25 protein-coding genes and 1 pseudogene are annotated in these 25037 nt (G+C 66.5%); 15 read left to right on the top strand and 11 right to left on the bottom strand.

The window, feature by feature from the left end; genetic code table 11:
• The first annotated feature begins 303 nt into the window (after positions 1-303).
• Both ACZ5IQ_RS18825 and ACZ5IQ_RS18820 read left to right on the top strand, forming a co-directional pair.
• Positions 304-1428, top strand: a complete 1125-nt coding sequence (locus ACZ5IQ_RS18825) for a threonine synthase (RefSeq protein WP_464480099.1) — start codon at positions 304-306, stop codon at positions 1426-1428.
• A gap of 98 nt (positions 1429-1526) precedes the next feature.
• Positions 1527-2777, top strand: coding sequence for a saccharopine dehydrogenase family protein (locus ACZ5IQ_RS18820; protein WP_464480098.1), 1251 nt, complete (start codon positions 1527-1529; stop codon positions 2775-2777).
• Positions 2778-2804: 27 nt separating this feature from the next.
• Here ACZ5IQ_RS18820 and ACZ5IQ_RS18815 read toward each other — a convergent pair whose 3' ends face one another.
• The 4 genes from ACZ5IQ_RS18815 to ACZ5IQ_RS18800 form a co-directional block, all read right to left on the bottom strand.
• Complete coding sequence (locus ACZ5IQ_RS18815; RefSeq protein ID WP_346416772.1) at positions 2805-3479, bottom strand: response regulator; 675 nt, start codon at positions 3477-3479, stop codon at positions 2805-2807.
• On the bottom strand, positions 3469-5112 hold the full coding sequence (locus ACZ5IQ_RS18810) for a sensor histidine kinase (RefSeq protein WP_464480097.1): 1644 nt from the start codon (positions 5110-5112) through the stop codon (positions 3469-3471). Before ACZ5IQ_RS18810 ends, ACZ5IQ_RS18815 begins: the two co-directional genes overlap by 11 nt.
• A gap of 50 nt (positions 5113-5162) precedes the next feature.
• On the bottom strand, positions 5163-6515 hold the full coding sequence (locus ACZ5IQ_RS18805) for a CitMHS family transporter (RefSeq protein ID WP_464480096.1): 1353 nt from the start codon (positions 6513-6515) through the stop codon (positions 5163-5165).
• 115 nt (positions 6516-6630) lie between these two features.
• Complete coding sequence (locus tag ACZ5IQ_RS18800; protein WP_464480095.1) at positions 6631-7038, bottom strand: VOC family protein; 408 nt, start codon at positions 7036-7038, stop codon at positions 6631-6633.
• 99 nt (positions 7039-7137) lie between these two features.
• Here ACZ5IQ_RS18800 and ACZ5IQ_RS18795 point away from each other — a divergent pair, with 99 nt between their 5' ends.
• The gene (locus ACZ5IQ_RS18795) at positions 7138-7302 is read left to right on the top strand and encodes a hypothetical protein (protein ID WP_464480094.1); all 165 of its coding nucleotides are present in this window, start codon (positions 7138-7140) and stop codon (positions 7300-7302) included.
• 16 nt (positions 7303-7318) lie between these two features.
• On the opposite strand, the gene ACZ5IQ_RS18790 is transcribed toward ACZ5IQ_RS18795, so the two are convergent.
• A complete protein-coding gene (locus tag ACZ5IQ_RS18790) occupies positions 7319-8200 on the bottom strand; it encodes an exodeoxyribonuclease III (protein ID WP_464480093.1) in 882 nt (293 codons plus the stop codon).
• A 196-nt stretch (positions 8201-8396) separates the two neighbouring features.
• Between ACZ5IQ_RS18790 and ACZ5IQ_RS18785 the strand changes: the two genes are divergently transcribed.
• A complete protein-coding gene (locus ACZ5IQ_RS18785) occupies positions 8397-8855 on the top strand; it encodes a hypothetical protein (RefSeq protein WP_464480092.1) in 459 nt (152 codons plus the stop codon).
• Positions 8856-8894: 39 nt separating this feature from the next.
• Here the strand turns inward: ACZ5IQ_RS18785 and ACZ5IQ_RS18780 are convergent, their stop codons facing one another.
• On the bottom strand, positions 8895-9281 hold the full coding sequence (locus ACZ5IQ_RS18780) for a DUF5997 family protein (RefSeq protein WP_138249832.1): 387 nt from the start codon (positions 9279-9281) through the stop codon (positions 8895-8897).
• 51 nt (positions 9282-9332) lie between these two features.
• On the opposite strand from ACZ5IQ_RS18780, the gene ACZ5IQ_RS18775 reads away from it, so the two are divergent.
• The gene (locus ACZ5IQ_RS18775; protein ID WP_212813772.1) at positions 9333-10178 is read left to right on the top strand and encodes a hypothetical protein; all 846 of its coding nucleotides are present in this window, start codon (positions 9333-9335) and stop codon (positions 10176-10178) included.
• On the opposite strand, the gene ACZ5IQ_RS18770 is transcribed toward ACZ5IQ_RS18775, so the two are convergent.
• A complete protein-coding gene (locus ACZ5IQ_RS18770) occupies positions 10151-10873 on the bottom strand; it encodes a hypothetical protein (protein WP_212813774.1) in 723 nt (240 codons plus the stop codon). The two genes, ACZ5IQ_RS18775 and ACZ5IQ_RS18770, sit on opposite strands and share 28 nt — an antisense overlap.
• A 51-nt stretch (positions 10874-10924) precedes the next feature.
• Between ACZ5IQ_RS18770 and ACZ5IQ_RS18765 the strand changes: the two genes are divergently transcribed.
• The 3 genes from ACZ5IQ_RS18765 to ACZ5IQ_RS18755 all read left to right on the top strand — a co-directional run bounded on the left by ACZ5IQ_RS18765 (position 10925) and on the right by ACZ5IQ_RS18755 (position 14258).
• Positions 10925-11659 (top strand): LysR family substrate-binding domain-containing protein, encoded by a 735-nt coding sequence (locus ACZ5IQ_RS18765; protein WP_244872931.1) that lies wholly within the window; start codon positions 10925-10927, stop codon positions 11657-11659.
• A gap of 48 nt (positions 11660-11707) precedes the next feature.
• Positions 11708-12418 carry a TetR/AcrR family transcriptional regulator gene (locus ACZ5IQ_RS18760; protein WP_212813776.1) on the top strand — a complete coding sequence of 237 codons (711 nt, stop codon included), beginning with the start codon at positions 11708-11710 and terminating at the stop codon, positions 12416-12418.
• 169 nt (positions 12419-12587) lie between these two features.
• A complete protein-coding gene (locus ACZ5IQ_RS18755; RefSeq protein ID WP_244872850.1) occupies positions 12588-14258 on the top strand; it encodes a PE-PPE domain-containing protein in 1671 nt (556 codons plus the stop codon).
• Here ACZ5IQ_RS18755 and ACZ5IQ_RS18750 read toward each other — a convergent pair whose 3' ends face one another.
• Entirely contained in the window at positions 14259-15437 is a 1179-nt protein-coding gene (locus tag ACZ5IQ_RS18750) for an NAD(P)/FAD-dependent oxidoreductase (RefSeq protein ID WP_212813780.1), read from the bottom strand.
• A 253-nt stretch (positions 15438-15690) separates the two neighbouring features.
• On the opposite strand from ACZ5IQ_RS18750, the gene ACZ5IQ_RS18745 reads away from it, so the two are divergent.
• From ACZ5IQ_RS18745 to ACZ5IQ_RS18720, 6 genes are all read left to right on the top strand, one after another.
• Positions 15691-16425, top strand: coding sequence for a TetR/AcrR family transcriptional regulator (locus ACZ5IQ_RS18745; protein WP_212814740.1), 735 nt, complete (start codon positions 15691-15693; stop codon positions 16423-16425).
• 95 nt (positions 16426-16520) lie between these two features.
• Positions 16521-18041 carry a flavin-containing monooxygenase gene (locus ACZ5IQ_RS18740; RefSeq protein WP_212813782.1) on the top strand — a complete coding sequence of 507 codons (1521 nt, stop codon included), beginning with the start codon at positions 16521-16523 and terminating at the stop codon, positions 18039-18041.
• A gap of 134 nt (positions 18042-18175) precedes the next feature.
• Positions 18176-19138 carry a class 1b ribonucleoside-diphosphate reductase subunit beta gene (nrdF, locus tag ACZ5IQ_RS18735; RefSeq protein ID WP_036427309.1) on the top strand — a complete coding sequence of 321 codons (963 nt, stop codon included), beginning with the start codon at positions 18176-18178 and terminating at the stop codon, positions 19136-19138.
• A gap of 41 nt (positions 19139-19179) precedes the next feature.
• Positions 19180-19593 (top strand): hypothetical protein, encoded by a 414-nt coding sequence (locus ACZ5IQ_RS18730; protein ID WP_464480091.1) that lies wholly within the window; start codon positions 19180-19182, stop codon positions 19591-19593.
• A gap of 88 nt (positions 19594-19681) precedes the next feature.
• Positions 19682-20995 (top strand): IS256 family transposase, encoded by a 1314-nt coding sequence (locus ACZ5IQ_RS18725; protein ID WP_052536990.1) that lies wholly within the window; start codon positions 19682-19684, stop codon positions 20993-20995.
• 70 nt (positions 20996-21065) lie between these two features.
• The gene (locus ACZ5IQ_RS18720; protein ID WP_464480090.1) at positions 21066-21374 is read left to right on the top strand and encodes an ANTAR domain-containing protein; all 309 of its coding nucleotides are present in this window, start codon (positions 21066-21068) and stop codon (positions 21372-21374) included.
• 3 nt (positions 21375-21377) lie between these two features.
• On the opposite strand, the gene ACZ5IQ_RS18715 is transcribed toward ACZ5IQ_RS18720, so the two are convergent.
• Entirely contained in the window at positions 21378-21857 is a 480-nt protein-coding gene (locus ACZ5IQ_RS18715) for a hypothetical protein (protein ID WP_212813784.1), read from the bottom strand.
• Positions 21858-21929: 72 nt separating this feature from the next.
• The gene (locus ACZ5IQ_RS18710; RefSeq protein WP_464480089.1) at positions 21930-23096 is read right to left on the bottom strand and encodes a serine/threonine protein kinase; all 1167 of its coding nucleotides are present in this window, start codon (positions 23094-23096) and stop codon (positions 21930-21932) included.
• A 15-nt stretch (positions 23097-23111) separates the two neighbouring features.
• Here ACZ5IQ_RS18710 and ACZ5IQ_RS18705 point away from each other — a divergent pair, with 15 nt between their 5' ends.
• The gene (locus ACZ5IQ_RS18705; RefSeq protein ID WP_073698465.1) at positions 23112-24431 is read left to right on the top strand and encodes an ISL3 family transposase; all 1320 of its coding nucleotides are present in this window, start codon (positions 23112-23114) and stop codon (positions 24429-24431) included.
• Positions 24432-24438: 7 nt separating this feature from the next.
• On the opposite strand, the pseudogene ACZ5IQ_RS18700 reads toward ACZ5IQ_RS18705, so the two are convergent.
• Positions 24439-25020, bottom strand: a pseudogene (locus ACZ5IQ_RS18700) (serine/threonine-protein kinase); the annotation flags it as partial.
• Positions 25021-25037 lie beyond the last annotated feature (17 nt).

The raw sequence follows: 25037 nt of genomic DNA, 5'->3' as shown, positions 1-25037 counted from the left end.
GTCGGCCGCACGTAAAGGAACGAACGTTGGTGCTGACAATCCGAATTTCGGGAAGTTCGGTGCTGATCACCCCAGCTTCGGTCATGTGATGTCGGAAGAGGCTAAGGCCAAGCTTTCAGAGCAGCGGAAAGGCGCCGGAAACCCGAATTTTGGTCGCAGTGCCAGTGCGGAAACGCGCGCCAAAATGTCAGCGGCCCGAAAGGGCCGGCCCATGCCGTCGAGCAAGCGCAGTGCGCATACGAGGTACCACACAAATCGCGGAGTCAAGAAAGACACGTGCCGGTACTGCAATGAAGAGTCGAGTTGAGTCGACCGCGCCTCGTCGACCGCAGCGGGCACCGGTATCCCGCTGACCAACCCCGCTGGCGTGGTGACGACGGCAGCCCGTTGGTCTTCGAAACGCTGCCGGGTATCGGCCGCGCGCAGATCGACACCGCGGTCAACTCTCAGTGGCGTTACCGCGCGGCGCTGCCAAATCCCCTGGCGCACATCGACCCGGTGACGCTCGGTGAGGGTCGGACGCCGTTGATCACTCGGAACTTCGACGGCATCGACGTCGGCCTGAAGGTCGAATCGATGAACCCCACCGGCAGTTTCAAGGACCGCGGCGTCGCCGTGATGGTGACGGCCTTGCGTCACCAGGGCATCGAGCGCGCGCTTGAGGATTCCAGCGGCAACGGGGGATCCTCGGTCGCGGCCTACTGTGCGGCGGCGGGAATCGAAGCCCACATCCTCGTGCCGGCCGCTACCTCGCCGAACAAGATCGTGCAGAGTCGGTGGCACGGCGCGCACATCGAATTGGTTTCCGGCACAAGGCAGGAGGTGGCGGGCGAGGCCGTCCGCCGAGCCGGAACAACGTTCTATGCGAGCCACAACTGGCACCCGTATTTCCTGCAGGGCATCAAGCTGATCGCCTACGAAATTTGGGAAGACCTCGGATTCCGTGCTCCCACTGCGGTTCTCGTTCCTGCCGGTGCCGGCAGCCTGGTCCTCGGCTGTGCCATCGGATTCGGCGAGCTGCACCGGGCCGGCGCGATCGACCGAATGCCACGGATCCTCGTCAGCCAGCCACGGAATTGCTGTCCGTTAGTCACGGCCATCGAGCAGGGCTGGGATGAGGTCGCCGAACACCAGTGGTCGACGACCGCCGCCGAGGGAACAGCCATCGCGAAACCGGTGCGGGACCGCGAAGTCCTGCACGCGATCCGCGACACCGGCGGGACCGCCGTCGCGGTACCGGAGGACGAGTTGCTGCCCGCGGTGGGGGAGCTCGCCAGGGCCGGATTGTTCGTCGAACCCACCAGTGCCCAGGTTCTTCCCGCGCTGCGTCGGCTCCAGGCGGCCGGCGCGATCGACGCCGCGGACACGGTCGTCGCAGTCCTCACCGGTTCGGGGCTGAAGGCCGGTCACCTGCTGACGACGGTGTGACGGCACACCGGACAGGCACGGCCGGCCCACGCTAATTCTGACCATGATTCATGTCGCATTTCAATTGTGACGTGGTTCGCTCAGGTAATTTCCGGGCCATGGCTCAGCGTGAATTCGACCTAGTCCTCTACGGCGCCACCGGGTTTGTCGGCAGGCTCACCGCCGAATACCTGGCCAAGGCGGGTGGGTCGGCCCGGATCGCGCTGGCCGGCCGATCGGCGGACAAGGTGCGTGCGGTGCGGGAGTCACTGGGGGAGGCGGCCCAGAACTGGCCGATCATCGAGGCTGACGCCGGGTCGCCGGCGTCCCTGCTGGCGATGGCCGCGCGCACCCAAGTCGTCATCACCACCGTCGGGCCGTACACCCGCTACGGCCTGCCACTCGTGGCGGCCTGTGTGGAAGCCGGCACCGACTACACCGACCTCACCGGTGAGACCCCGTTCATCCGCGCCAGCGCCGAACAGTTCCACCGGCAGGCCGCCGACGCCGGTGTCCGGATCGTGCACTCCTGCGGATTCGATTCGGTCCCTTCCGATCTCACCGTCTACGCCCTCTACAAGCGGGCGAAAGCTGACGGGGAGGGCGAGCTCACCACGACGAACATGGTGGTGCAGAAGTTCGTTGGCGGGGCGTCCGGCGGCACCCTCGCCTCGATCCTCGAAGCGCGACGCACCATGTCGGCCGACGCCGCCGTCCGCAACGCGATGCTCGATCCCTACACGCTGAGCACCGATCGCGGCGCCGAGCCCGATTTCGGCCGTCAGACCGATACCCCGTTGCGGCGCGGCAACCAGATCGCCCCCGAACTCGAGGGCAGCTGGACAGGTGCATTCATCATGGCGGTGGAAAACTCGCGAATCGTGCGGCGTAGCAACGCACTTCTGGACTGGGCGTACGGGCGCAAGTTCCGGTACGCCGAGCAGGTAAGCGCCGGCCCTTCGGTACTCGCGCCCGTGCGTGCGGCAGTCTCGACGGCGGCCCTTGCCGGGCTGTCTGCGGTGGGCAGCCGCTACGCCGACACGGCGCCCGCGCGGTTCTTCGAACGCCTCCTGCCCAAGCCCGGCACCGGACCGAGCGAAAGTGCCTTGAACAAAGGGCAATACCGCATCGAGACCTACACGACCACGACGACCGGGGCCCGGTACCGAGCCGTCATCGCCCAGCAGGGCGACCCCAGCTATATCGCGACCGCGGTCCTGCTGGGTGAGAGCAGTCTTGCGCTCGCGCTGGACCGCGACAAGCTCTCGGATCTGCGTGGGGTACTGACCCCGGCGGCGGCGCTGGGCGACGCGCTACTGGCCCGCCTGCCCGCGGCCGGGGCGACGTTCGAGACCGTCCGCCTGGACTGAGTGCCGGACTGAAAGCCAATCACCCTCTCACGCAAGGGCATAACGCTGGCGGGGACGGCCGGTGGAGCCGTACTGCAGGCCCATCGTGATAGTGCCGGCCCGTACCAGATCCGCGAGATAGCGCCGCGCGGTCGCGGGGGAGACGCCCACCAGTTGCGCGATCTCGTCTGCCAGTAGTGGTTCACCCGCCTCACGGAGCGCGTCCACGATCAGGCGCTCGGTCGGCGAGGCGCCGTCGTCTTTCTTGGTGGCCGGGCGCTCGGACCGCAGCACCGAGACCGCCGAGTCCACCTGTTCCTGCGTCAGGTGCGGGCCATCGAGGATCCGCCGATACGCCGTGTATGCCGCCAGGCGCCGCGCCAACTCGGTGTTCGGAAACGGCTTGATCAGATAGTGGAGGGCGCCCGCGGCGAGCCCGGCCCGGATGCTGGCCGCATCGTCAGCGGCACCGAGGATGAAGGCGTCGCAGCGCAGGCTGCGCACCAGGTCGATGCCGGAGCCGTCCGGCAGGTAGACGTCGACCAGTGCGAGGTCCACCGGTGCCTGCGCGGCGTCGGCGCCGGCCACGATCGTCCTAGCTTCCGCGATGGTTCGCGCCGAGCCGACCGTGACCAATCCGAGCATCGAATCGACCACCGAGGCGTGCAACGCGGCGACCCGAAAGTCGTCGTCCACCACCAGGATTCGCAGCTCACGCGTCATCGCCCAGAACACCTCCCGGAATCGTCGCCAGCACCGTGGTCGGCGCGCCGTCCGTGCCGCCGCGAGCGGCGATGGTGACGTCGCCACCATGCCCGCGCGCCACTTGCCGTGCGATGGCCAGACCCATACCGCGCCCACCCGGCACCGTCGGATCGGACCGCGTCGTAACTCCTTCGAGGAAAGGGTCGTCAACGGTGAAACCGGGCCCGGTATCCGTCACCACGATCACCAGATCATGCCCGTCGCGCAGCAGGTCCAGCTCCACCGTCGGAACGCGCGCGTCGGGCGCCGCATTCTCGGCTGCCGCGTCGATCGCGTTGTCGAGCAGATTCCCGACCACGGTGGTGGTGTCCACCGGGTGGGCGAGTGCGCCGACAAGCGCCGTCTCTTCGCCCACCCGCAGCACGACGCCGCGTTCGTGCGCACGGGCGGCCTTCGCGCCGACGAACGCCCGTAGATGCGGCTCGTCCAGGCGTTCCAGACCTGGCACCGGGGCCACGCCGGCTCGCCCGGTGATCTCGTCCAGGTACCTCAGTGCCTCGGCCGTCCGATTGTCGCGGAGCAGGCCTGACACCACGTGCAGACGGTTCGCCGACTCATGGCGCTGTGCCCGTAGCGCCGAGCTCATCGCCTGCACCGAGTCCAGCTCCCGGGTGAGCGCCTCGATGTCGGTACGGTCCACGGCAGTGAGCACCGTGCCCAGATCGGTGCCGCCGCGGTGCACGCGCCGGGACGACACCAGCACCACACGTTCGTTGACGGCCGCGGCCACCGGCACCGTCGTCGGCTCCGCCGCGACCGCCGACACACGGGGCGTCAGGCCCAGCTCGCTGAGCGGCGTCCCCGGTGCGGCGGTGATGCCGAGCAACTCCCGCGCCCGCTCGTTGATCACCCGGGCGATGCCGTCCGCGTCGATCGCGACGACGCCCTCGGCGCCCGAATGCAGCACCGCATCCTGCTCGCGGATCAGCTCGGCCATCTCCTCGGGCTCCAGGCTCAGGGTGAGGCGGCGCCAGCGCCTGGTCAACAGCGCCGACCCGATCGCCCCAACCGTCAGCGCAACCGCCACCAACGTGATCAGCAGCATCAGGGTGCGGTGGGTGGCCTGGTTGACGGTGTCCATCGGCACGCCGACGCTGACCAGGCCGACGACCGTGCCGTCCAGACCGCGGATCGGGGCCTTCGCGCGGACCGAATCGCCGAGGGTGCCCTGCTGCACCGTCAGCTCGGACTCGCCCCCGAGTACGGCGGAGGGATCGGTGCTGAGGGGCCGGTCCAGCTGCGCCGGGTCCGGATGTGCGATGCGATATCCGGCGTCGTCGGCGATCACCACGAACAACACTCCGGTACGGGCCGTGATGGCCGCGGCCTGCCGCTGCAGCGGGGCGGCGGCCAGTTCGGCGGCGGTGGCCGGGTGCCCGGCCCGGCGTGCCGCGGATTGGGCGGCAGCGCCGGCCTGGACCTCCTGATCCGAGGCCACCGTCTCGGCGATGGCCTGCGCGCGGCGGGCGAATTCGGTGCGGGTCTGCGTGTCGGTGCGGTGGATGATGATGCCGAAACCGGCGGCCAGGCTGGCGGTCACGATCACCATCTGCAGGATCAGGATCTGCGTGCGTAATCGGATCCTCGGCATGAGGGTCGAGGCTATCGCCGTCGACGGCGGATCGGCCGCGGATCGGCGCGTCAGAGCGGTATCTGGCCGAGGGCGACGCCCACCACCAGCATCGTCAGCGAGACCACCGCCGCGCGCCACAGCACCTTCTTGTGGTGATCGGCGAGCCCCACGCCGGCCAGCGCGACCAGCAGCAGGATCGCCGGGACCAGTGGGCTCTGCATATGGAACGGCTGCCCGGTGATCGACGCCCGCGCCATCTCGGCCGCACTGATCCCGTAATGGCTCGCGGTCTCCGAGAGCACCGGCAGGACGCCGAAGTAGAAGGCGTCGTTGGACATCAGGAACGTGAACGGGATGGACAGCACACCGGTGATCACGCCGAGGTGCGGACCCATCGACTCGGGGATGATGCCGGTGACCCAGGTGGCCACCGCCTCCACCATGCCGGTGCCCTTGAACACTCCCGTCAGTACCGCGGCGGCGAACACCATGCCCACCACCGACACGATCGACGACGAATGCCGGGTGATCGCCGCCTGCTGTTCGGCCACTTGCGGGAAGTTCACCATGAGGGCCACGGCGGCGGCGATCATGAAGAGCACCGGGATCGGCAGGATGTCCATGGTGAGCACCGCGAGCAGCGCGACGGTGACAATGGCGTTGAACCACAGCAGCTTTGGTCGGGCGAACGCGCCGGAGATCGCGCCCGAGTCGTCGGCGGCACCCTCGAATGCGTCGCCGCCGCTGAGGCCCGCCGGCTCCGGGCCGGCGCCGACACCCGCCAGGACCCGTTCGCGGACCACGATGGAACCGATCCGCTTGCGCTCCAGCACTCCCAGGTGCCACGCGAAGGCCAGCACGATGAACATTCCGGCGATCAGCGACGGGATCATCGGGACGAACACCTCGGACGGAGATATCTTCAGCGCGGCCGCGGCACGTGCCGTCGGGCCGCCCCACGGCACGATGTTCATGGTGCCGTTCGCCAACCCGGCGACCACGGTGAGCACCACCGGGCTGACGCCCAGCTTCAGATACAGCGGCAGAAGCGCGGAGACCGTGACGATGAACGTCGTCGAACCGTCACCGTCGAGCGAGACCACCGCGGCGAGCACCGCGGTGCCGACCACCAGTCGCGCCGGATCGTGGTCCACCACGCGGATCACGGTGCGGACGACCGGATCGAACAGCCCGACATCGATCATGATCCCGAAGAACACGATCGCGAAGAACAGCATCGCGGCGGTGGGCGCCAGATCCTTGATGCCGTCGGTGATCATTTTCCCGATCCCGCTGCCCGCTCCCGCCAGCAGGCCGAAGGTCACGGGAACGGCGATCAGCGCCACGATGGGCGTGGCGCGTTTGGTCATGATGACGACCATGAAGGCGGCGACCATGGTCAGGCCGAGGGCAACCAACATCAGCTATCTCCTGAGGGTGTGACTGGAGCAATCTCAGAAGGGTCGCTGTAACCGGCATCACAACGCGAGCTTGTACGTATTAGTCAGGCTTTTGCGTGTTTTGCGCAGCTTTCTTCTATTCGGCCACGCCCGCGGCCGCCGGGGTCATCGCGAAGATTTGCCAGGAGTGGCCGTCGAGGTCGTTGTAGCTGCGGCCGTACATGAAGTCCTCGTCATCGGTGTCGCCTGCCGTTGCCCCTGCGGCGAGGGCACCGTCCACGAGCTTGTCCACACACTCACGGCTGTCGACGCTCAAGCAGACGACGCACTCCTTGGTCTTCGAAGCGTCGGCAGTTTCGGCAGGGTGCAGGGAGTCGAAGACGTCGCGTTGGGTCAGCATCGCGAACTGGTTCTCCCCGAGCGTCAACGTCACCGCGTTGTCGCTGCTGAAGTCCTCGTTGAACGAATAGCCGAGGCCGGCGAAGAACTTCCGCGAGCGCGCGACGTCGGCGACGGGCAGGTGGACGAAGATCATGGCGTGCATCGGGCTGCTCCTGTGGTCCGCGGCGCCCGGAAGCGGGTGCCGTCACAGGGGTAGACAGCCGGCCCGCGCACAACTCATCGCGTGCGTGAAGATGATCCGATGTCGACGACCGTTCAAGTCATCCTGGTCACCGCTCTCGTCTTCGGGATCGTGATCGCGATCTTCGGCGCGGTCTACGCGTGGGAGAAATGGGGCAAGGGCACGCGGTTGGAGCAGCGGGCCGATCGATTCTTCGATCGGTTGAGCGACATGTTCGACCGCTAGCGACGGTTTCGAAGGCTCAGGGGAAGGCGTACTCGACGACCACGGGCGCGTGGTCCGACAGCCGCGCAATGGGCTCGGCTTCCTTGTCGACCGTCACCGACACGGCGGTCCGCGCAAGCCGAGGCGTGGCGAGGTGATGGTCGATGCGCCAGCCCACGTCCTTGACGAACGACTCACCGGCCCAGCTCCACCAGGACAGCGGCCCGGGGCGGTCGCCGTGCAGCGTCCGGACCACGTCGACCAGCGTGCGCGGCCCGATCTGCGCGTCCAGCCAGGCACGTTCCTCCGGGAGGAAGCCCTCCATCTTCTGCGCCGCCCGCCAATTGGTCACGTCGTGTGGCAGGTGGGCCACGTTCAGGTCGCCGAGCAGCAGGAACTCGCGGCCCGCCGCGAGCGCCGCCCGGCGGTTCCGGCCCAGCTCGCGCGCGAACGCCCCGAGGAAGCGCATCTTCCGTTCGTACTTGGCGCCGCCGTCCGGAATGTCGCGTATGTTGCCGGGCCGCTGCAGGTGCGCGGGCAGGCCGCCCTTCGGCAGGTAGAGGCAGGCCACCGTGAGGGGAGCGTCCGCAAGGTCGACCTCGAGGTACCGGCCCTCGAGCGCATGGACCCCGAGGCCGCGGCTGCGCGGCGGATGCGAGACCCAAGTCCGCACGTCCGCCGGTGCCTCACGCGTCAGGATGGCGACGCCGTTGCGGCCGGGGATCGAGCCGCTGTCGATTGCCGCGTGATATCCGTCGAACGCGCCGACCTCCGCGGGCGGGCAGCGCAACTCCTGCAGGGCCACCACGTCGAGTCCCCGCCTGGCGAGCCAGGCGTCGAAGCCGCGGCGGCGTGCCGCCCGGATCCCGTTGACGTTGAACGTGGCGATGCCCAGTAGCGGGTTCGGTGTGTCAGCCATCGGGTCTACCCAAGCAGATCGCCGCGGTGACCGTTCGGCGGACTCGGCATGTCCACCGATCGGGGGAGAACGGTTCCACCGGCGAATCCGCTGTTCGGGGGAATCCGGGAAGTCGCCGTGCGCGGAATAGTTGTCGGTGTCAGAGGAAAGGTCCAAAACCCTTCTCGAGTAACAACATTCACGTACAGGAGGCCCCATGAACATCACGACGGCTCGTATCGCCGCGGCCGGAACGGGCATCGCCGCCGCGCTGTCCTTCGCCGCTGTCGCCAACGCGGGCACCATGCCGGTCACTCATCCCGGCGAGCCGACCATCGCGATGACGATCACCAACCACACCGACAAGGTTCAGTTCCTGCAGGGCGACGGGACGAGCCCCAACGGCAAATGGGTCGACGGTCCTCAGCGGCTACTGGCACCCGGCGCCACCGAAACCGTGACAGCCGTTGCGCCACAGGGCGACTCGCTCGACATGCACGTCGCCTACCGGGTTGGTGTCGGCGGCCCGACCGCCACCTACGAGGTCAACGACTCGAAGACCAACACGAATGTCGCGAACACCAGTGTCACCGGTTTTCTCGCCAAGAACTACTGGATCAATCACAGCTTCAGCAGCCATTACCCCAACACCAACGTGGGCTTCGATCTCTGGTGAGTGCTGCTGTGACGACCGGTGGTAGGTGGCGACCGGTCGTCAGGCTTCGCGCGCCTGATCCGCGTGCAGTGCCTTGATCCGCCGCTGCTCGCGCAGTACCTGCTGGTAGCTCTCGCGTTCGATGATCAGCCAGTCCGGCTTCTCCTCGAGCAGGGCGTCGATCTGCTCGGTGGTCAGCGCCTTCTCGACGCCGCCGCGTGCGAGGCCGGCGATCGAGATACCCAGCTTGGCGGCCACCAGGTTCTTGGGGTGCGGCCCGTTCTTGCGAAGGTCCTTGAGCCACTGTGGCGGATCGGCCTGCAGCGCCGCCAGGTCGGCGCGGGTGATCGCGTTCTCCTGGAACTCGGCAGGTGTCGCGGGCAAGTACACGTCCAGCTTCTTCGCCGCGGTGGCGGGTTTCATGGACTGCGCGTTGGGCCTGCTCATGGGCATCAGCCTATCGGTAGGTCGCTGCGATGACCCCGTACGATCCGCGACGTGGAGTTTTCGACTCTGGATCTCGCGACCCGCAAGTTCTGGCGGGCCACCGGCAGAGGCGTCGACCTCGACGGCGTCGATGCCTGGCTGCAGGCGCCACTCGGGTCCCGGGGCGGCGGGAACAACTGGCTGCGTGATGAAGCGGCCCGCCGCGGTGGCGCGCTGCGCGACGACGACCCCGACGCCGGTTTGCAGCCCGATCTCGAGGGACTGTCCGGGCCCGGATTCGATGCCGCGGCCGTCCACCCGATGATTCACGACTTCTACACCCACACGGCGCGCTGGCGGATGGAGGTGTGGAGCAGCTGGTCACCGTTGTTCTGGCCGGGCGGCGAATTGATATCGCGCATGTTCGGTAAGCGGGTACAGCAACTGGCGCTACCGATGCGTCCCCTTGACGTGGCACGCGGCATCGATGGTCGGGTCTCGGTGATCACCGACGGCACCGGCGCGCAGGTCGCGGCCGGCTGGATCCGGACCTTGCGCGGCAACGGCGACACCGTGTTCAGCGGATGCTATTCGCGCAGAACGCTTCCCGGTGCCGACCGGGCCAGCGTGCACGTGACGTTCCCGTTGGAAGAGGGCAACGTCCAGGTCTTCCTGCGGCCGCAGCACCTGCCGGACGGCGGTCTGCGGTTGTCTTCCCCGGCCGGCCCGTGGGGCGCTGACGGGGCGTACGTCCTGGTGCGCGACCGCGGGCGCTACTTCGCGCGGCGGGTACCCGTGCATGAGACGTTCGACCTCTACGTCGACCGTGAGCAGGTACTTCGCACCGACCATGTGCTGCGGATGTGGAACCTGCCGGCCGTCCGCCTGCACTACAAGCTGGAACGCCGCGGGACGTAACCGGTACGCCCGTCCCAGTAGCCGTGTTCGGACAGCGGCCGGAACCGGTAGGTCGCGAACTCATGATGAAAGTCGCGGCGGCGGCGCTCGGCCATCGCGTCGGCATGCCGTGCCGGGTCGGCGAGCTCGGCCACTTCACCCCGGCCATGCACCATGTCCGTCATCGCCCGCACCGAGTTCCAGATCGAGAAGGTCGAGATCGAGCGGGGCGGGCGCACCGCCGCCAGCGCCAGGGTGGCGTCCGGATGATCACGGACCAACCGCTCGACCGGCTTGCCCCACGTGAGGAAGCGCGGTACCTCGGGCAACCGCATGCGGGCCAGGGTGACGGCGACGACGGGCTCGTCAGCGTCGGAGGCATCGGCCTCCTGCGGCAAATCGGGGAGCGCCACGAGCGTGGACCAGCGCCGCAGAAACGTCATCCGGACATGCCAGCCGGCGGCCAGACGCGTGCCCGGACCGGCGAGAAAGGTGTCGATCGCGGCCTCGTCGTCCCACCGGGCGAACATCGCCAGCCGCCGCAACTGCAGCCGGTCGGGGGAGACCGTCGGCGCGCCGAGCCGCATCAGCGACAGGCATTCCGCGTAGCGCAGCCCCGTCACCCGGTCAGGATGAGGTGGTCGCCGCAGCAGCGGCACCGTCGCCGTGACAGGCATCTCGACGAGATGGAACGTGAAGACGCCGAGCCCGGTCATGACCCAATTATCGGCGCTGACCACGAACCGCCCGACGCGCGTTTGGGTAGCGTGATCGCCGTGCCACCGTCCTCCTTGTCGGCCTCATTGACCCTCGGATACGTCCCCGGCGGGACGCCCGCGAAGTGGGCGCGGATCTGGTCCGAGCGTCATCCCGAGGCAGCGCTGGTTCTGCATCCGGTCGCCGCGGCAGATGCGGCCGACGCACTCCGGGCCGGCACCGTCGATGTGGCGCTGCTCCGGCTGCCGGCGGACACGAGTGGCCTGGCCGTCATCTCGCTGTACGAGGAGACGACGGTGGCCGTGGTGCCGACCGATCATCTGCTCACCGCGGTCGACGAGATCGCCGCCGCCGACCTCGACGGCGAGCCGATCCTCGTACCGCTCGACCATGTGGTCGCGTGGGCCGACGCCCCGGGCGCGCCCGTCGACCATCGGCCCGAAACCACCGAGGACGCAATCGAACTCGTCGCCGCCGGAATGGGCGCGCTCATCGTCCCGCAGTCGCTTGCGCGGCTGTATCACCGCAAGGACCTCACCTATCGGCCGATCACCGACGCACCGACCTGCCCCGTCGCACTCGCTTTTCCGGAAGGGGAGCAGTCGGAGCTGGTCGAGGAGTTCATCGGCATCGTGCGGGGCCGGAAAGCCAGTTCGTCGCGGGGGCAGGCCGAACCGGCGCCGAAACGCAGCGCGCGGGAGAAGACCCTCGCCAAGCAGGCGGCCCGGGCCGCGGCGGGCAAAGTCGCGCGAAAGCCGGGCCAGGCCAAGCGCGGTCGGCGCTGACGCCGTCGTACCTGTCGCGTTTGCCCGGCGCTACTACACTCCCAGGCCATGAGCAGACCGTCGGCGGGCACAGGCAAAACCACCGCGCCACGATCCGCGACATCAGGAAGTCCGCGCACGATACGCGGTCTCGACGCCGAGCAGCGCCGAATCCACCGCCGGGAACAACTGCTGGCATCAGCGTTCGAGCTGTTCGCCCGCGACGGCTATGCGAATACTTCGATCGAGCAGATCTGCCAGAACGCGTTCGTGGGGAACAAGGCGTTCTACGAGACGTTCGACAGCAAAGAAGACTGCTACATCGAGTTGCTCCGGCAAATCGCCGAGCGAATCGAACGCCATGTTGTCGAGATCCTCGACAGCGCACCGGATGACAACGACGAGACCGTCCGGCTGTTGCTGTCGGCGTTCGCCCACGCTCTGGTCGATGACCCACGGATTGCGGTGGTGGCGTTCGGGGAATGCGCGGGTATCTCGCCGCGGGTCGAGCGACAGCGTCGCGAGAATCGGCGTTGGACCGCAACGTTTGTCGAAGACTTGTGGCGGCGTCGCGAGTTCCCGGAGATCGCGGACAATGCCGCGGTCGACTTCCACGCGCTGGCGGTCCTGACGGTCGGTGGTCTGTTCGAGGCTGTTGCCGACTGGCTGCACGACCACGAAGCCGACCCCGAATCGCGCCCGAGCATCGACACCCTGATCGGCAATCTGACGAGCTTCATGGCAGTGGTGCGGGCCGGTATCGCCGCCTCGGTGCGGTGATCGCGGTCCCGTCATACCTGCTGATCGCCGATTGCGGACGGTTTTGAACAAGACTTCTTGTTTTTAAAAAGAACTCTTGTTTTCAAATGCGGGATTGCTATAGCGTCCTGCGGCTATGGGGGTCAACTCAACACAACAATGGCAATCATCGCGGTGGACGACCACGGTCTTGGCGAGGGGTGTCGCGGTCGGCATCGCGGCGGCGGCAGTGGCCGGTGTGGCGGCACCGGGCGCTCCGATCGTGTCGCAGGTCGCCGTACGGCTCGTCGACACCACGATCGGCATCGGTGGCTCCTTCGACCCGCTCGGGCTGAGCATCCCGATGTTCTTCTACGGAACCGCTGTCCCGCAAGGAGATTCGTTCCACGTTGTGCCCTACCCGGGGCAGATCAACGTCGAGTGGCCGATCATCTCCGCGCTGCCGGGTTTGTCGGGTATTCCGTACTGGCCGCATTCCTTGAAGCAGTCCGAACGCATCGGTGCCGGATATCTGGAGCAGGACATCGCCAAACAGGCACCGGGCGAGAAGATCACCATCCTCGGCATGTCCCAAGGGGCCGAGGTTGCCGAGATCGCGCGCGCCGACATGGCCAAGGACCCGGCCTATGTGGCCCATGCGGGCGACTACACGTTCACCCTCATCGGCGATCCGTACCAGCCGAACGGTGGAATCCTGTCCCGCTTCACCGCATGGAGTCGCATGCCGATCCTCGGTGATCTCTTTCCGTTCGGACGGCCGGGGCCGTCCGACAGCCCGTTCCAGACCACGGTCTACCAGAACCAGTACGACGGATTCGCTGATTTCCCGGCGTATTTCAACCCGCTGGCCGTGGTCAACGCCGTCATGGGCATCGTGTTCGAGCATGTCCTGCCCGGGTATGCGTTGGAGCCCAAGGTCAGTTCGAACACGGTCAGCACCACCGTGGGCAACACCACGTACGTGACCTTCCCGCAGCGCCTGCCGCTGCTCGCGCCCCTGCGCCTTGCCGCATCGCTGATCGGGGCGCAGCGCCTCGTCGACGCTATGGACCCGGTTCTGCGCGTCATCATCGAAAGCGCTTATGAGCGCACGGCGGATCCCAGCCAGGTCAAGCAATTCAGCTGGACCACGCCGCAGGCCAAGATCAGCGCCGCCCTCAAAGAGTTGCCCGGAGCGCTGGCACAGTCGGTGCAGATTCTCCGCACCGGCAGCTATACGCCCACGCTGCCGCAACCGACGGTGGATGCCACCGAACCGGCCACACCCACCACCGACCATCCGGCGAAGTCGGTGGACAACTCGCCGCTGGCCAAGGCGATCCGTCAGTCGGTGGTGAATCTGACTGCGGCGCTGACGAATATCACGCGTCCGGTGGCCAAGCTGTTGCAGGTGGTCGGCGGCCAGAAGCCGACGTCGGCCACGCCGCCGAGTACCGCACCGAAGTCCGTCGCCGCGGCGACGACGCCCCAGGCAGTGCCGACAACCGCAAGCCGCCTCGCGGCAACGGCACCGCGGACGGCGACGTCAGGGGACCCGGACTCGACCGCGCCCTCGGCGAGCGCGGTGGCCCCGTCGTCATCGGCCGCCTCGAAGGGGAAACCGGTGAAGCGTGGGCAGGGTCGGCCAGCGGCGGACCCGGTCGTGCCGGTGCGGCAGACCCGCGATCGGCGGCCACAACCCGCGGACACCGGTCATGTGGACGCCGGTCATGCGGACGCCGGTATCGACGCGACCACACCGTCCGTCAAAGCCGGCGATCGGCGGCGCGAATCCACCAGGAGCACAACCAAATCCGACGCGCCCGCCGGCGCGAAGGCCGATCACACGCCGTCAGGCAAGGGCGCGCGGCCGGCCGCGTAGTCAGGTGTGTGCCGGCCCCTCGGCCTTCTTGTACAGCGACTTGAGCAGCACATCACGAAAGACGCGGCTGTCGACCGCGCGGCGGCCGGCCTCGGCCACCCACGGGATGCCGGCCAGCTTGTGAAAGAACCGGCCGCGCCGGTACTCGCGGCCCCACGCCGCCTCGATGCGCTGCTGGTAGTTGGTGAAGTCGTCGGGACCGCCGTTGGTCAGCGCGGCGACGGCGCATTCGCCTGCGGCCAAACCGGATTCGAGTGCTTTTGAGATGCCCGCACCGGAGGCCGGCTTGCCGGCGCCCAGCGCATCACCGGCGAACAGGACGCCGGGCTGCCACGGCGGCCATGCGGTGAACCCCATGGGCAGGCGCCAGGCTCGCACGCTCCGGTTCTTCTTCAACTCGTCGATCGACGGCAGCGCCCAGTCGCGCGGCAGCGTGTGCAGGAAGTCGCCGAGGAACCGGGTGGCGTTGATGGCCTGCCAGTTGCGGTAGCTGTTGACGTAGCCGAGGCCAATGTTGAAGGTGCCGTTGCCCATCGGGAACACCCAGCCGTAGCCGGGCAGCTGGTCACCGTCGAACAGCAGCTTGAGGTAGATCTCCAGCGCGTCGGAGTCGGGACGCTCGGCCGGCATCTCGGCGCGAATGGCGATCGCCGAATAGCCGTGATAACTCGAGTCGACATGCAGCGCGCGTTTGATCGGGGAATAGGCGCCGTCGGCTGCGATCACGGCGTCCGCGTGCACCGTCTCGCCATCCTTCAGCACCACACCGGTGACCCGGCCGTCGTCGTTGCGCTCGACACCGGCCACCTCGCCACCCTGGCGGACTTCCGCGCCCGCGGCCGCGGCATGGCCGAGCAACAGCGCATCCAGGTGGGTACGGCTGACGGTGCAGCCGTGGTCGGGCATGCCGGGGCGGCGCGGGAACGACAGCTCCCATTGGTGCGGGCTGAACACCGTGACCCGATTGATCCGGTGGAACCGGGCGACCTCGTCCGTCAGGCCCATCTTCTGCAGGTAGCTGACCCCGCGGGCCGTCAGGCCGTCGCCGCACGGCTTGTCGCGCGGGAAGGTGGCCTTGTCGATGACGAGCACGCTGGCGCCGGTTTGCGCGGCCTGCCACGCAGCCGCCGATCCGGCGGGACCTCCGCCGGCGACGATGACGTCGTACCGCTGCACCATGTAATCAATTCCTTGTCGGGCCGGTACTTTCGGGCGAGGCCTGACGCCGATGCTACGCGTGCAGCCTGTTGATCCGCTGGCTGTGACGAGGCGTCCGAAGGTGTGACATGCGCCGCGCCGGGCAGTCTGAGCAGGTCAGATTTGGCCCGCCCGGTACAGTGGCGGGGTGCGCAGGCCATCTCTTCCACGCACCGGCATCCAGGCCGGGGTGAAAGTTCCTGGTGTGCCGGGCGTGAACGTTCCGTCGGTCACCGTGCAGGTGAAGGTCACTCCGCCCAAGGGTGCGCCCGAGAAGGTGGACGCCCGTAGCGAGCGCTGGCGCGAACACCGGCTCAAGGTCCGCGAGGAGATCGTCGACGCCGCGTTCCGCGCGATCGACCGGCTCGGCCCGAACGTCAGCGTGCGGGAGATCGCCGAAGAGGCCGGCACCGCCAAGCCCAAGATCTACCGGCACTTCGCCGACAAATCCGACATGTTCTCGCAGATCGGCGAGCGGATGCGCGACATGTTGTGGGCGGCCGTCATTCCGTCCATCGACATCGAGCACGATTCGACCGGGCAGATCATCGGCCGCGCCGTCGAGCACTATGTGGACCTGGTGGACCAGCACCCCAACGTGGTGCGCTTCCTGCTGCAGGGCAGGTTCGCCGACCAGTCCGCCGCCGCGATGACGACCGTCAACCGCGGCCGCGACATCACCCTGGCGATCGCCGCCATGATCAGCGGCGAACTCAAGGACATGGATCTGGATTCGGCCATCTTCGAGCTGGCGGCGTTCACGCTGTTCGGCGCGGCCGCATCGGCGACCGACTGGTGGCTCGGCGGCAGTGATGAAACTCCGCGCCGGCTGCCCCGAGACCAGTTCGTCGCGCACATGACCACCATCATGATCGGCGCCATCAACGGCACCGCCAGGTTGCTCGGCATCCGGTTCGACCTGGACCTGCCGGTGCACGACGCGGTGCGCCGCGAAGAGTCCGTCGGCTGACGATTCCGCTCCTGACGTGGTGCGTTGACACCTCGCGGGTCGGACCGGAGACTGTGCAGTATCCGGTACCGCCGTTCCCAGGAAAGAGCAGGTTCATGACGGTCGAGCAGTCAACTGGAGCGCAGTCCGTCGGCAACGAGGCCGCCGAGCCCATCGTGACGCGCGCGGTGATCATCGGGTCCGGTTTCTCCGGTCTGGGCATGGGCATCGCGCTGCGCAAGCAGGGCTTCGGCGAGCGCGACTTCCTGATCCTGGAGAAGGCCGACGAGGTCGGCGGCACCTGGCGCGACAACACCTACCCGGGCTGCGCGTGCGACATCCCGTCACACATGTACTCGTTCTCCTTCGAGCCGAAGGCCGACTGGACGCACATGTGGTCGTTCCAGCCCGAGATCTTCGACTACCTCAAGGGCGTCACCGACAAGCACAACCTCCGCCGCAACATCCGGTTCAACACCCATGTCGACCGCGCGCACTGGGACGAAGACGAGCGGCGCTGGCACGTCTACGACACCGACGGCCAGGAGTACATCGCGCAGTTCCTGATCTCCGGTGCGGGCGGCCTGCACATCCCGGCGGTTCCCGAAATCGAAGGCAGCGACGAATTTGCCGGTGCCGCTTTCCATTCCGCACAGTGGGACCACAGTGTCGACATCACCGGCAAGCGCGTCGCGGTGATCGGGACCGGCGCCAGCGCCATCCAGATCGTGCCCGCGATCGTCGACCAGGTGTCCGAGTTGCACCTGTACCAGCGCACCCCGGCGTGGGTCATGCCGCGGCCCAACAACGCTTTTCCGGAATGGATGAAGAACACCTTCCGCCGGGTGCCGGGTACGCGGGCGCTCATGCGGGATGCCATCTACTGGATCCACGAAGGCGTCGGCTTCGCGATGACCAAGCAGCCGCGGCTGCTCAAAATCGGTGAGCTGCTGGGCAAATGGAACATCAACCGCAGCATCAAAGATCCCGAGCTGCGCCGCAAGCTGACGCCGAACTACGTGGCCGGCTGCAAGCGAATCCTGAACTCCGACACCTACTATCGCGGCATCGCCAACCCGAAGACGCAGGTCTTCACCGAGGGCATCGAGCGGATGACCGCGGCCGGCATCGTCACCCGCGACGGCGTCGAGCACCCCGTCGACGTGGTGGTGTGGTGCACCGGTTTCCACGTCACCGACTCGTACACCTACGTCGACATCAAGGGCCTCGGGGGAGAGGACCTGGTCGACCGGTGGAACCGCGAGGGGATGGCGGCGCACCGCGGCATCACCGTGGCGAACATGCCGAACCTGTTCTTCCTGCTCGGCCCGAACACCGCGCTCGGCCACAACTCGGTGGTGTTCATGATCGAGTCGCAGATCCGCTACGCCGCGCAGGCCATCGCCGCGGCCGACAAGGCGGGCGCCGCCGCACTGATGCCGAGCCGCCGCGCCCAGGACGAGTACAACGCCGAACTGCAGCAGAACCTGGCCGGCACGGTGTGGAGCACCGGTGGTTGCCACAGCTGGTACATGGACGAGCACGGCGTGAACCGCACCCTGTGGAGCGGCATGACCTGGCAGTACTGGCTGGAAACCCGGAAATTCAAGTCGACCGAGTATGAGTTCATTCGCTGAATCGGCTCCGCGGGCGCGACACGCGAACACAACTTTTAGCGGTGTTCGGCGATGACAGACACCAGGGGTAGTGTCTGTGGTGCCGATCCGGCAAACACAGTTCCAGGCGAAATGGGGTCACGGTGTCTGAAGGTATGAAGCTGATCGACCGGGCCTCCGCGATCAACTGGAACCGCGTGCAGGACGACAAGGACGCGGAGGTCTGGGACCGTCTCACGGGCAACTTCTGGTTGCCGGAGAAGGTGCCGGTGTCCAACGACATCCCGTCCTGGGGCACCCTCACCGACAGCGAAAAGCAGCTCACCATGCGGGTTTTCACCGGCCTGACGCTGCTTGACACCATCCAGGGCACCGTCGGCGCCGTCAGCCTCATCCCGGACGCGCTGACCCCGCACGAGCAGGCCGTCTACACCAACATCGCCTTCATGGAGTCGGTGCACGCCAAGAGCTACAGCAACATCTTCTCGACGCTGTGCTCGACCGTCGAGATCGACGAGGCGTTCCGCTGGTCGGAGGAGAACCCGAACCTGCAGCGCAAGGCCGAGATCGTCATGAAGTACTACCGGGGTGACGAGCCGCTCAAGCGCAAGGTCGCCTCGACGCTGCTCGAGAGCTTCCTGTTCTACTCCGGCTTCTACCTGCCGATGTACTGGTCCTCGCGCGCCAAGCTCACCAACACCGCCGACATGATCCGCCTGATCATCCGTGACGAAGCGGTGCACGGTTACTACATCGGCTACAAGTACCAGCGCGGATTGGCAGCGGTCGACGAGGCCAAGCGGACCGAGCTCAAGGACTACACCTACGAGCTGCTGTTCGAGCTGTACGACAACGAGGTGGAGTACACCCAGGACCTGTACGACGGCGTCGGCCTCACCGAGGACGTCAAGAAGTTCCTGCGCTACAACGCCAACAAGGCGCTGATGAACCTCGGCTACGAAGCGCTGTTCCCGCGCGACGAGACCGACGTGAACCCGGCGATCCTGTCGGCGCTGTCGCCCAACGCCGACGAGAACCACGACTTCTTCTCGGGCTCGGGTTCGTCGTACGTCATCGGCAAGGCCGTCAATACGGAAGACTCCGACTGGGACTTCTAATAGGGGCCGCACACCCTTGCGGCTGACGCCGGGAGGCGGCGATGACGGAGTACGACCTACCCGAGGCGTTCGACCGAATCGCCGCCATGGCGCGCGAACTGCACGACACCTCGCAACCCGAATCCGACCTCGTCGACCAGGTGGTGCAGGCCGCCGTCCGTGAGGTCCCCGGCGCCCAATATGCGGGTATCACGTTGGGCCACACCAACAGTGGCAAGGTGGAGACACAGGCCACCACGCACGACTACCCGGTGATGCTCGACGCCATCCAGCAGCGCCACCTGGAAGGCCCGTGCCTGAGCGCGACGTGGGAGCGCGACATCGTCGAGGTCGGCGACCTGAGCACCGAGCAGCGCTGGCCGAAGTTCGCGGCCGACGCCATGCGGGTGACCCCGATCCGCTCGATGCTGAGCAATGATCAGAACCTGTGGATGAGCCTCGGCGAGGCGGCGTAGGAAAGGGCGCACCTTCCCGAGGATGATCTGAATGTCGAAGGTCTGATCAAGAGCCGGCGTTGGCGCGCTGGTTCGGGAAGGTACGCCCATGCTCACGGTAGTTCACGATGCGGATTCATCCAACGAGGATGCTGGCTCGTCGCGGTCGTTGCTCGATGAGATTGTCCGCGACGGTGCCCGCCAGATGCTGGCCGCAGCGTTGCGGGCTGAGGTCGCCGCCTACATCGAGGCTCATGCCGGTGAGCTTGATGAGAACGGGCACCGGCTGGTGGTGCGCAATGGCTATCACCGCGAGCGCGAGGTGCTCACCGCGGCGGGCGCGGTGAGTGTGACCGCGCCGCGGGTCAATGACAAACGTGTTGACCCGGACACTGGTGAGCGGCAACGGTTTTCCTCGGCGATCCTGCCGGCGTGGGTGCGCAAGTCGCCGCAGATGACCGAGGTGTTGCCGTTGCTGTATCTGCATGGCTTGTCGACCAGTGATTTCGGTCCGGCGTTGGAGCAGTTCCTGGGCTCGGGTGCCGGCTTGTCGGCCACGACGATCACCCGACTCACCACGCAGTGGCAGGACGAGGCCAAGGCCTTCGAGGCCCGTGATCTGTCGGGCACCGACTACGTCTACCTGTGGGTCGACGGCATCCATCTCAAGGTGCGCCTGGAGCAGGAGAAGCTCTGTTTGCTGGTGATGATCGGTGTGCGCGCTGACGGCCGCAAGGAGCTGGTCGCGCTCACCGACGGGTACCGGGAGTCGGCCGAGTCGTGGGCTGATCTGTTGCGGTCGTGCCGACGTCGCGGGATGACCGCACCGGTGCTGGCCGTCGGCGATGGGGCCCTGGGGTTCTGGAAGGCCGTGCGTGAGGTGTTCCCGGCCACCGGCGAGCAGCGGTGCTGGTTTCACAAGCAGGCCAATGTTCTTGCCTGCCTGCCAAAGTCGGCTCATCCGGGGGCGATCGCGGCGATGCGGGAGATCTACAACGCCGAGGATATCGACCACGCGCAGGTGGCGATCAAGGCGTTCGAGGTGGACTACGGCGCCAAGTACCCCAAGGCGGTCGCCAAGATCGTCGATGACGCCGATGTGCTGCTGGAGTTCTATAAGTACCCGGCCGAGCACTGGGTCCATCTGCGCACTACCAACCCGATCGAATCAACGTTTGCCACGGTACGTTTGAGGACCAAGGTGACCAAGGGGCCGGGTTCACGCGTCGCCGGAATGGCCATGGCTTACAAGCTGATCGACGCCGCGCAAGCCCGCTGGCGAGCCGTCAACGCACCGCACCTGGTCGCTCTGGTCCGGGCCGGCGCGATCTTCCACAAAGGCAAACTGCTCGAGCGACCCACCGACATCACCCCGTCGGCGGACTCGGCACCGACCGAATCAACTGGAACGGAGGTCGCCTGAAACAAGCCGATCCACAGGTATTGACAATTCCTCCTCGATGCTGTGCTTTCGGCTGTTCACGTCACAGAAGATGTTGGGTGCACTGAATGTGTACGCCCGGGCAGCGAACGCCTTCGACGAGGAATCCGAGCAGGTCGGTTACGTGCTGGCCACGCACGCGGCGCTGGCCTGGGACAGCGTGCGCCGCGAGGTCGACTTCCGTAGCGCACTGAGCAGCCGGGACGTCATCGGCCAGGCCAAGGGCATCATCATGGAGCGCTTCCAGGTCAATGCCGTGGTGGCGTTCAACATGCTGACTCGGTTGTCGCAGGAATCGAACACCCCGGTGGCGGTCCTTGCGCAGAAGCTCGCCGGGCAGGTGTCGTCGGGCAAGTGCTGACCGTCAGGCCAGCGGCGGCACCGGGTTGATGGTGAACCCGAATTTCGTCAGCGGCTCAAGGGATTTGCGCGCCTCGGGGCTGGCCACCGCGAAGGTGATGATCGCCGTCTGATCGCTGACGGCCGATGCGAACAGCGCCATGAAATTGCGCTGCAGCGCCGAGGTCATGTCGCTGTTGGCGGTCCACTGCGTGATCCACAGGCCGTTGGTCAGGCCGGGATTCACCGCGCTCGCGCAGGTGCCCGCTCGCACCGCGCCGGGCCAGTCACGGGCGGCGATCGCGGGATCGTCCTGGTTGAAACTGCCTGGCGCACAGACGGACTTCTGCCAGTCGTTGAGGACGCCGGTGACGCCGGCGGATACGGGAGCCGGTGCCGGTACCGGCTCGGGATCGGCCTGCGCGACGCCCGTCGGCAGCAGGGCGATGGCCACGCCGGCAAGGGCCAGCTGGGGCAGCGGAGCACGGCGGCGAGCGGACGTCATGCTCCAAGTATTAATGCGTGACAGTAAATTCCGTCAACTTGTGCAAACGCTGGGATCGCCCGGTGGCTTCGCTCAGTTCGTGGCAGTACTGCCCGCAACTGGCCGTGTGTTGCTCACGATCTTCGCAATGCAGTGGTCTCGATCGTATCCCTGGGCCTCGCACCACAACAGCGCCCCGCTTGAATCACTGAAGGTAATCGGCACGACCGTTACCCAGAAATTTCTGCCGTCGAATGTGGACCAATCGCCGGACCACAGCAGCTTCGCGTTGTACCGCTGCCGCAGCCGAAGATGCTCCTGCAGTGCAAGAGTGTTGTCCCAGACCACGCCTTGGTCGACGACTCCGGGTCGTTTTGCGCTCAACTGCGGGATCCAAAAGTCGGCGAGTACGGCAGCAACGTACGGCCGGTCGTTTGCGACCAGCTGGCCCAATTGAGCGGTACTGGACGTTTCCTGGTCGATGGTGGGAACCGACGGCGCGGAGGGCGCTGGCTTGGGCAGCGGCAACGGTGCTGGCGGCGGCATAGATGGCGACACGATTGGCGACATCGATGCCTGGGCAGCTGGTTGAGCGACGGTGACTGTTGTCGGGGCGCCCGCGTTCTGATTGGAATTCCGGGAGACCAGCATGCCGACGACGATGCCAACTGCGCCGAGGAGCAGGACCGCCACTGCAGCGATGACTACAAGCGGAACAGTCATGTTTCGGGCTGGACGATCGGTATCGTTTCGCTCGTGAGCAGCGGTCGGACCGGTCGGTACTGCGGGCACGCTGTCGATCGCCTGTACAGGCGCTGAATAGGGTCTGGCCATGGTGTTCGCGTCGGCGAATGCCGGTGTGTGGACACCGGGTGTGAGCGCCCGGAGCGCAGCTCGCCCCAGTGCTCCGGCGCTGCCATAACGGTCGTCCGGATCTTTCGCCATGCCACGTGCGATGACTTCGTCAAATGCAGGCGAGAGGTGTGGATTGATTGAACTGGCGCGTGGCGGAGGTTTGGCAATGTGTGCGGCGATCACATGTTGTTGGCTGGTGGAAGCGAAGGGCGTTTCGCCGGTGACGGATTCGTACAGCACGCAAGCCAGCGAGTAGACGTCCGACGCCGGTGAGCATGGTGCGTCGTCGAATCGTTCGGGAGCCATATAGGGCTCTTCGCAGTTGAGGGTGTAGAGGTCATCGGCGCGTCGTTGCCGGGATAGGGGTCGAGGTCTCTCGAAGATGAAGGTTCCTACACGCCTCATCCGAAAGACCTCGACGTGCCTGACGCTACCGGTCGGGCGGGCTTCGCCCGCGCTGACCTGACTACTTTCTGCCGCCTCGACGACCTCGGGTTGGAGGTGACCGGCCAGCAACTGCACCCCGATCGTGCGGTATTGGCATGCCGGGTCAGCGACGACGACTCGTGGTGCCGCCGCTGCGGCGAGCGAGGCGTCAGCCGCGACAGCGTGACACGCGAGCTTGCCCACGAACCATTCGGGTGGCGGCCCACCACCTTGCTGGTCACCCTCCGCCGCTACCGCTGCGCCGGCTGTGCCCATGTGTGGCGCCAAGACCTCGGCAACGCCGCCGAACCACGCGCCAAGCTGTCCCGGCGTGCGTTGCAGTGGGCCTTGAAAGCGATTGTCTGCCAACACCTGACCGTGGCTCGCGTCGCCGAAGCGCTGGCGGTGTCGTGGAACACCGCCAACAACGCCGTCCTGGCCGAAGGGCAGCGAGTGCTGATCGCCGATCCGGCCCGCTTCAACGGCGTGCGGGTGATCGGCGTCGATGAGCACGTGTGGCGGCACACCCGTCGCGGCGACAAGTACGTCACCGTGATCATCGACCTCACCCCGGTCCACGACCAGACCGGCCCTGCCCGGCTGCTCGACATGGTCGAAGGCCGCTCCAAGAAGGCGTTCGCCGACTGGCTGTCCGAGCGACCCCAGCCCTGGCGCGACGGTGTCGAAGTTGTTGCCATGGACGGCTTCTCCGGGTTCAAGACCGCCACCACCGAAGAACTTCCTGAGGCAGCCACGGTGATGGATCCCTTCCACGTGGTGAGGTTGTCCGGCAACGCTCTCGACGACTGCCGCCGCCGTATCCAGGTGGCCACGTGTGGGCACCGCGGCCGCAAGACCGACCCGCTCTATGCCTGCCGACGCACCCTGCACACCGGCGTCGATCTGCTCACCGACCGCCAGAAAGCCCGGCTGGCAGCCTTGTTCACCGGCGACATTCATGTGGAGGTCGAAGCGACCTGGCACATGTACCAACGCGCCGTGGCCGCCTACCGCGAACCCGACCGCACGAAAGGCCGAGCCATGATGGCGGCGCTGATCGACACGCTGAGCGCCGGCGTTCCCAAACCGCTGACCGAGCTGATCACCCTCGGACGCACACTGACCAAGCGGGCTGTCGATGTGCTGGCCTATTTCGACCGGCCCGGCACCAGCAACGGACCGACCGAAGCGATCAACGGCCGTCTCGAACACCTCCGTGGCTCCGCCCTGGGCTTTCGCAACCTCACCCACTACATCGCCCGATCCCTACTCGAAACCGGCGGATTCAGACCCCAACTACACCGTCAATCATGAAGAGCCCCATATAGGAGAACGACCCGATCTGAGTGCCGGCCATCGTGAGGTGTGTGTCGCCTTGGGCTTCAGCGATACCGAAATCCACGAGATATGCGAAGTCGGCTGAGGTGACGATGATGTTCTGGGGCTTGACGTCGCGATGCAGCAGCCTCTCAGCATGTGCGGCGTCGAGGGCAGCGCCAATCTGTTGAATGATCGATACAGCCCGTTGCGGTTCAAGCGGCTGAGTCTTGATCAGTTCATGTAGCGTAGCGCCCTGGATCAGCCGCATATCGATGTACAAATTTCCGTCGATCTCGCCCCAGTCATGGATTGGCACCACATGCGGTTCCTGCAGAATCGCTGCCGCGTGTGATTCGCGCAGGAACCGCGCTCTGAATTGATCGTCATCAGCGTGTTGTGCGGCGAGGATCTTCAGCGCGACGGTGCGGTTCTTCTCCGTATCGAAGGCTTCATAGACCTCGCCCATTCCACCTTTGCCGAGCATGTCCACAATCCGATATTTTCCGAATTCCGTTCCGATCCGGTTAGTGTGTGCAATCACGGTCAGAGTCCTTGTCGTGCATCGTGGAATTGCGTTGTCCATCAGCTGTTATTGGGCAT

The organism is Mycobacterium toneyamaense (genome assembly GCF_055384815.1).
This window is presented reverse-complemented; position numbering and strand designations above follow the sequence as displayed.

Excerpts from the sequence above, each read along its gene's own strand:
- ACZ5IQ_RS18820 (WP_464480098.1), top strand. The coding sequence starts at position 1,527 with ATGGCTCAGCGTGAATTCGACCTAGTCCTCTACGGCGCCACCGGGTTT.
- ACZ5IQ_RS18815 (WP_346416772.1), bottom strand. The coding sequence starts at position 3,479 with ATGACGCGTGAGCTGCGAATCCTGGTGGTGGACGACGACTTTCGGGTC.
- ACZ5IQ_RS18810 (WP_464480097.1), bottom strand. The coding sequence starts at position 5,112 with ATGCCGAGGATCCGATTACGCACGCAGATCCTGATCCTGCAGATGGTG.
- ACZ5IQ_RS18805 (WP_464480096.1), bottom strand. The coding sequence starts at position 6,515 with ATGTTGGTTGCCCTCGGCCTGACCATGGTCGCCGCCTTCATGGTCGTC.
- ACZ5IQ_RS18800 (WP_464480095.1), bottom strand. The coding sequence starts at position 7,038 with ATGCACGCCATGATCTTCGTCCACCTGCCCGTCGCCGACGTCGCGCGC.
- ACZ5IQ_RS18795 (WP_464480094.1), top strand. The coding sequence starts at position 7,138 with ATGTCGACGACCGTTCAAGTCATCCTGGTCACCGCTCTCGTCTTCGGG.
- ACZ5IQ_RS18790 (WP_464480093.1), bottom strand. The coding sequence starts at position 8,200 with ATGGCTGACACACCGAACCCGCTACTGGGCATCGCCACGTTCAACGTC.
- ACZ5IQ_RS18785 (WP_464480092.1), top strand. The coding sequence starts at position 8,397 with ATGAACATCACGACGGCTCGTATCGCCGCGGCCGGAACGGGCATCGCC.
- ACZ5IQ_RS18780 (WP_138249832.1), bottom strand. The coding sequence starts at position 9,281 with ATGAGCAGGCCCAACGCGCAGTCCATGAAACCCGCCACCGCGGCGAAG.
- ACZ5IQ_RS18770 (WP_212813774.1), bottom strand. The coding sequence starts at position 10,873 with ATGACCGGGCTCGGCGTCTTCACGTTCCATCTCGTCGAGATGCCTGTC.
- ACZ5IQ_RS18760 (WP_212813776.1), top strand. The coding sequence starts at position 11,708 with ATGAGCAGACCGTCGGCGGGCACAGGCAAAACCACCGCGCCACGATCC.
- ACZ5IQ_RS18750 (WP_212813780.1), bottom strand. The coding sequence starts at position 15,437 with ATGGTGCAGCGGTACGACGTCATCGTCGCCGGCGGAGGTCCCGCCGGA.
- ACZ5IQ_RS18740 (WP_212813782.1), top strand. The coding sequence starts at position 16,521 with ATGACGGTCGAGCAGTCAACTGGAGCGCAGTCCGTCGGCAACGAGGCC.
- nrdF (WP_036427309.1), top strand. The coding sequence starts at position 18,176 with ATGAAGCTGATCGACCGGGCCTCCGCGATCAACTGGAACCGCGTGCAG.
- ACZ5IQ_RS18730 (WP_464480091.1), top strand. The coding sequence starts at position 19,180 with ATGACGGAGTACGACCTACCCGAGGCGTTCGACCGAATCGCCGCCATG.
- ACZ5IQ_RS18725 (WP_052536990.1), top strand. The coding sequence starts at position 19,682 with ATGCTCACGGTAGTTCACGATGCGGATTCATCCAACGAGGATGCTGGC.
- ACZ5IQ_RS18720 (WP_464480090.1), top strand. The coding sequence starts at position 21,066 with ATGTTGGGTGCACTGAATGTGTACGCCCGGGCAGCGAACGCCTTCGAC.
- ACZ5IQ_RS18715 (WP_212813784.1), bottom strand. The coding sequence starts at position 21,857 with ATGACGTCCGCTCGCCGCCGTGCTCCGCTGCCCCAGCTGGCCCTTGCC.
- ACZ5IQ_RS18710 (WP_464480089.1), bottom strand. The coding sequence starts at position 23,096 with ATGAGGCGTGTAGGAACCTTCATCTTCGAGAGACCTCGACCCCTATCC.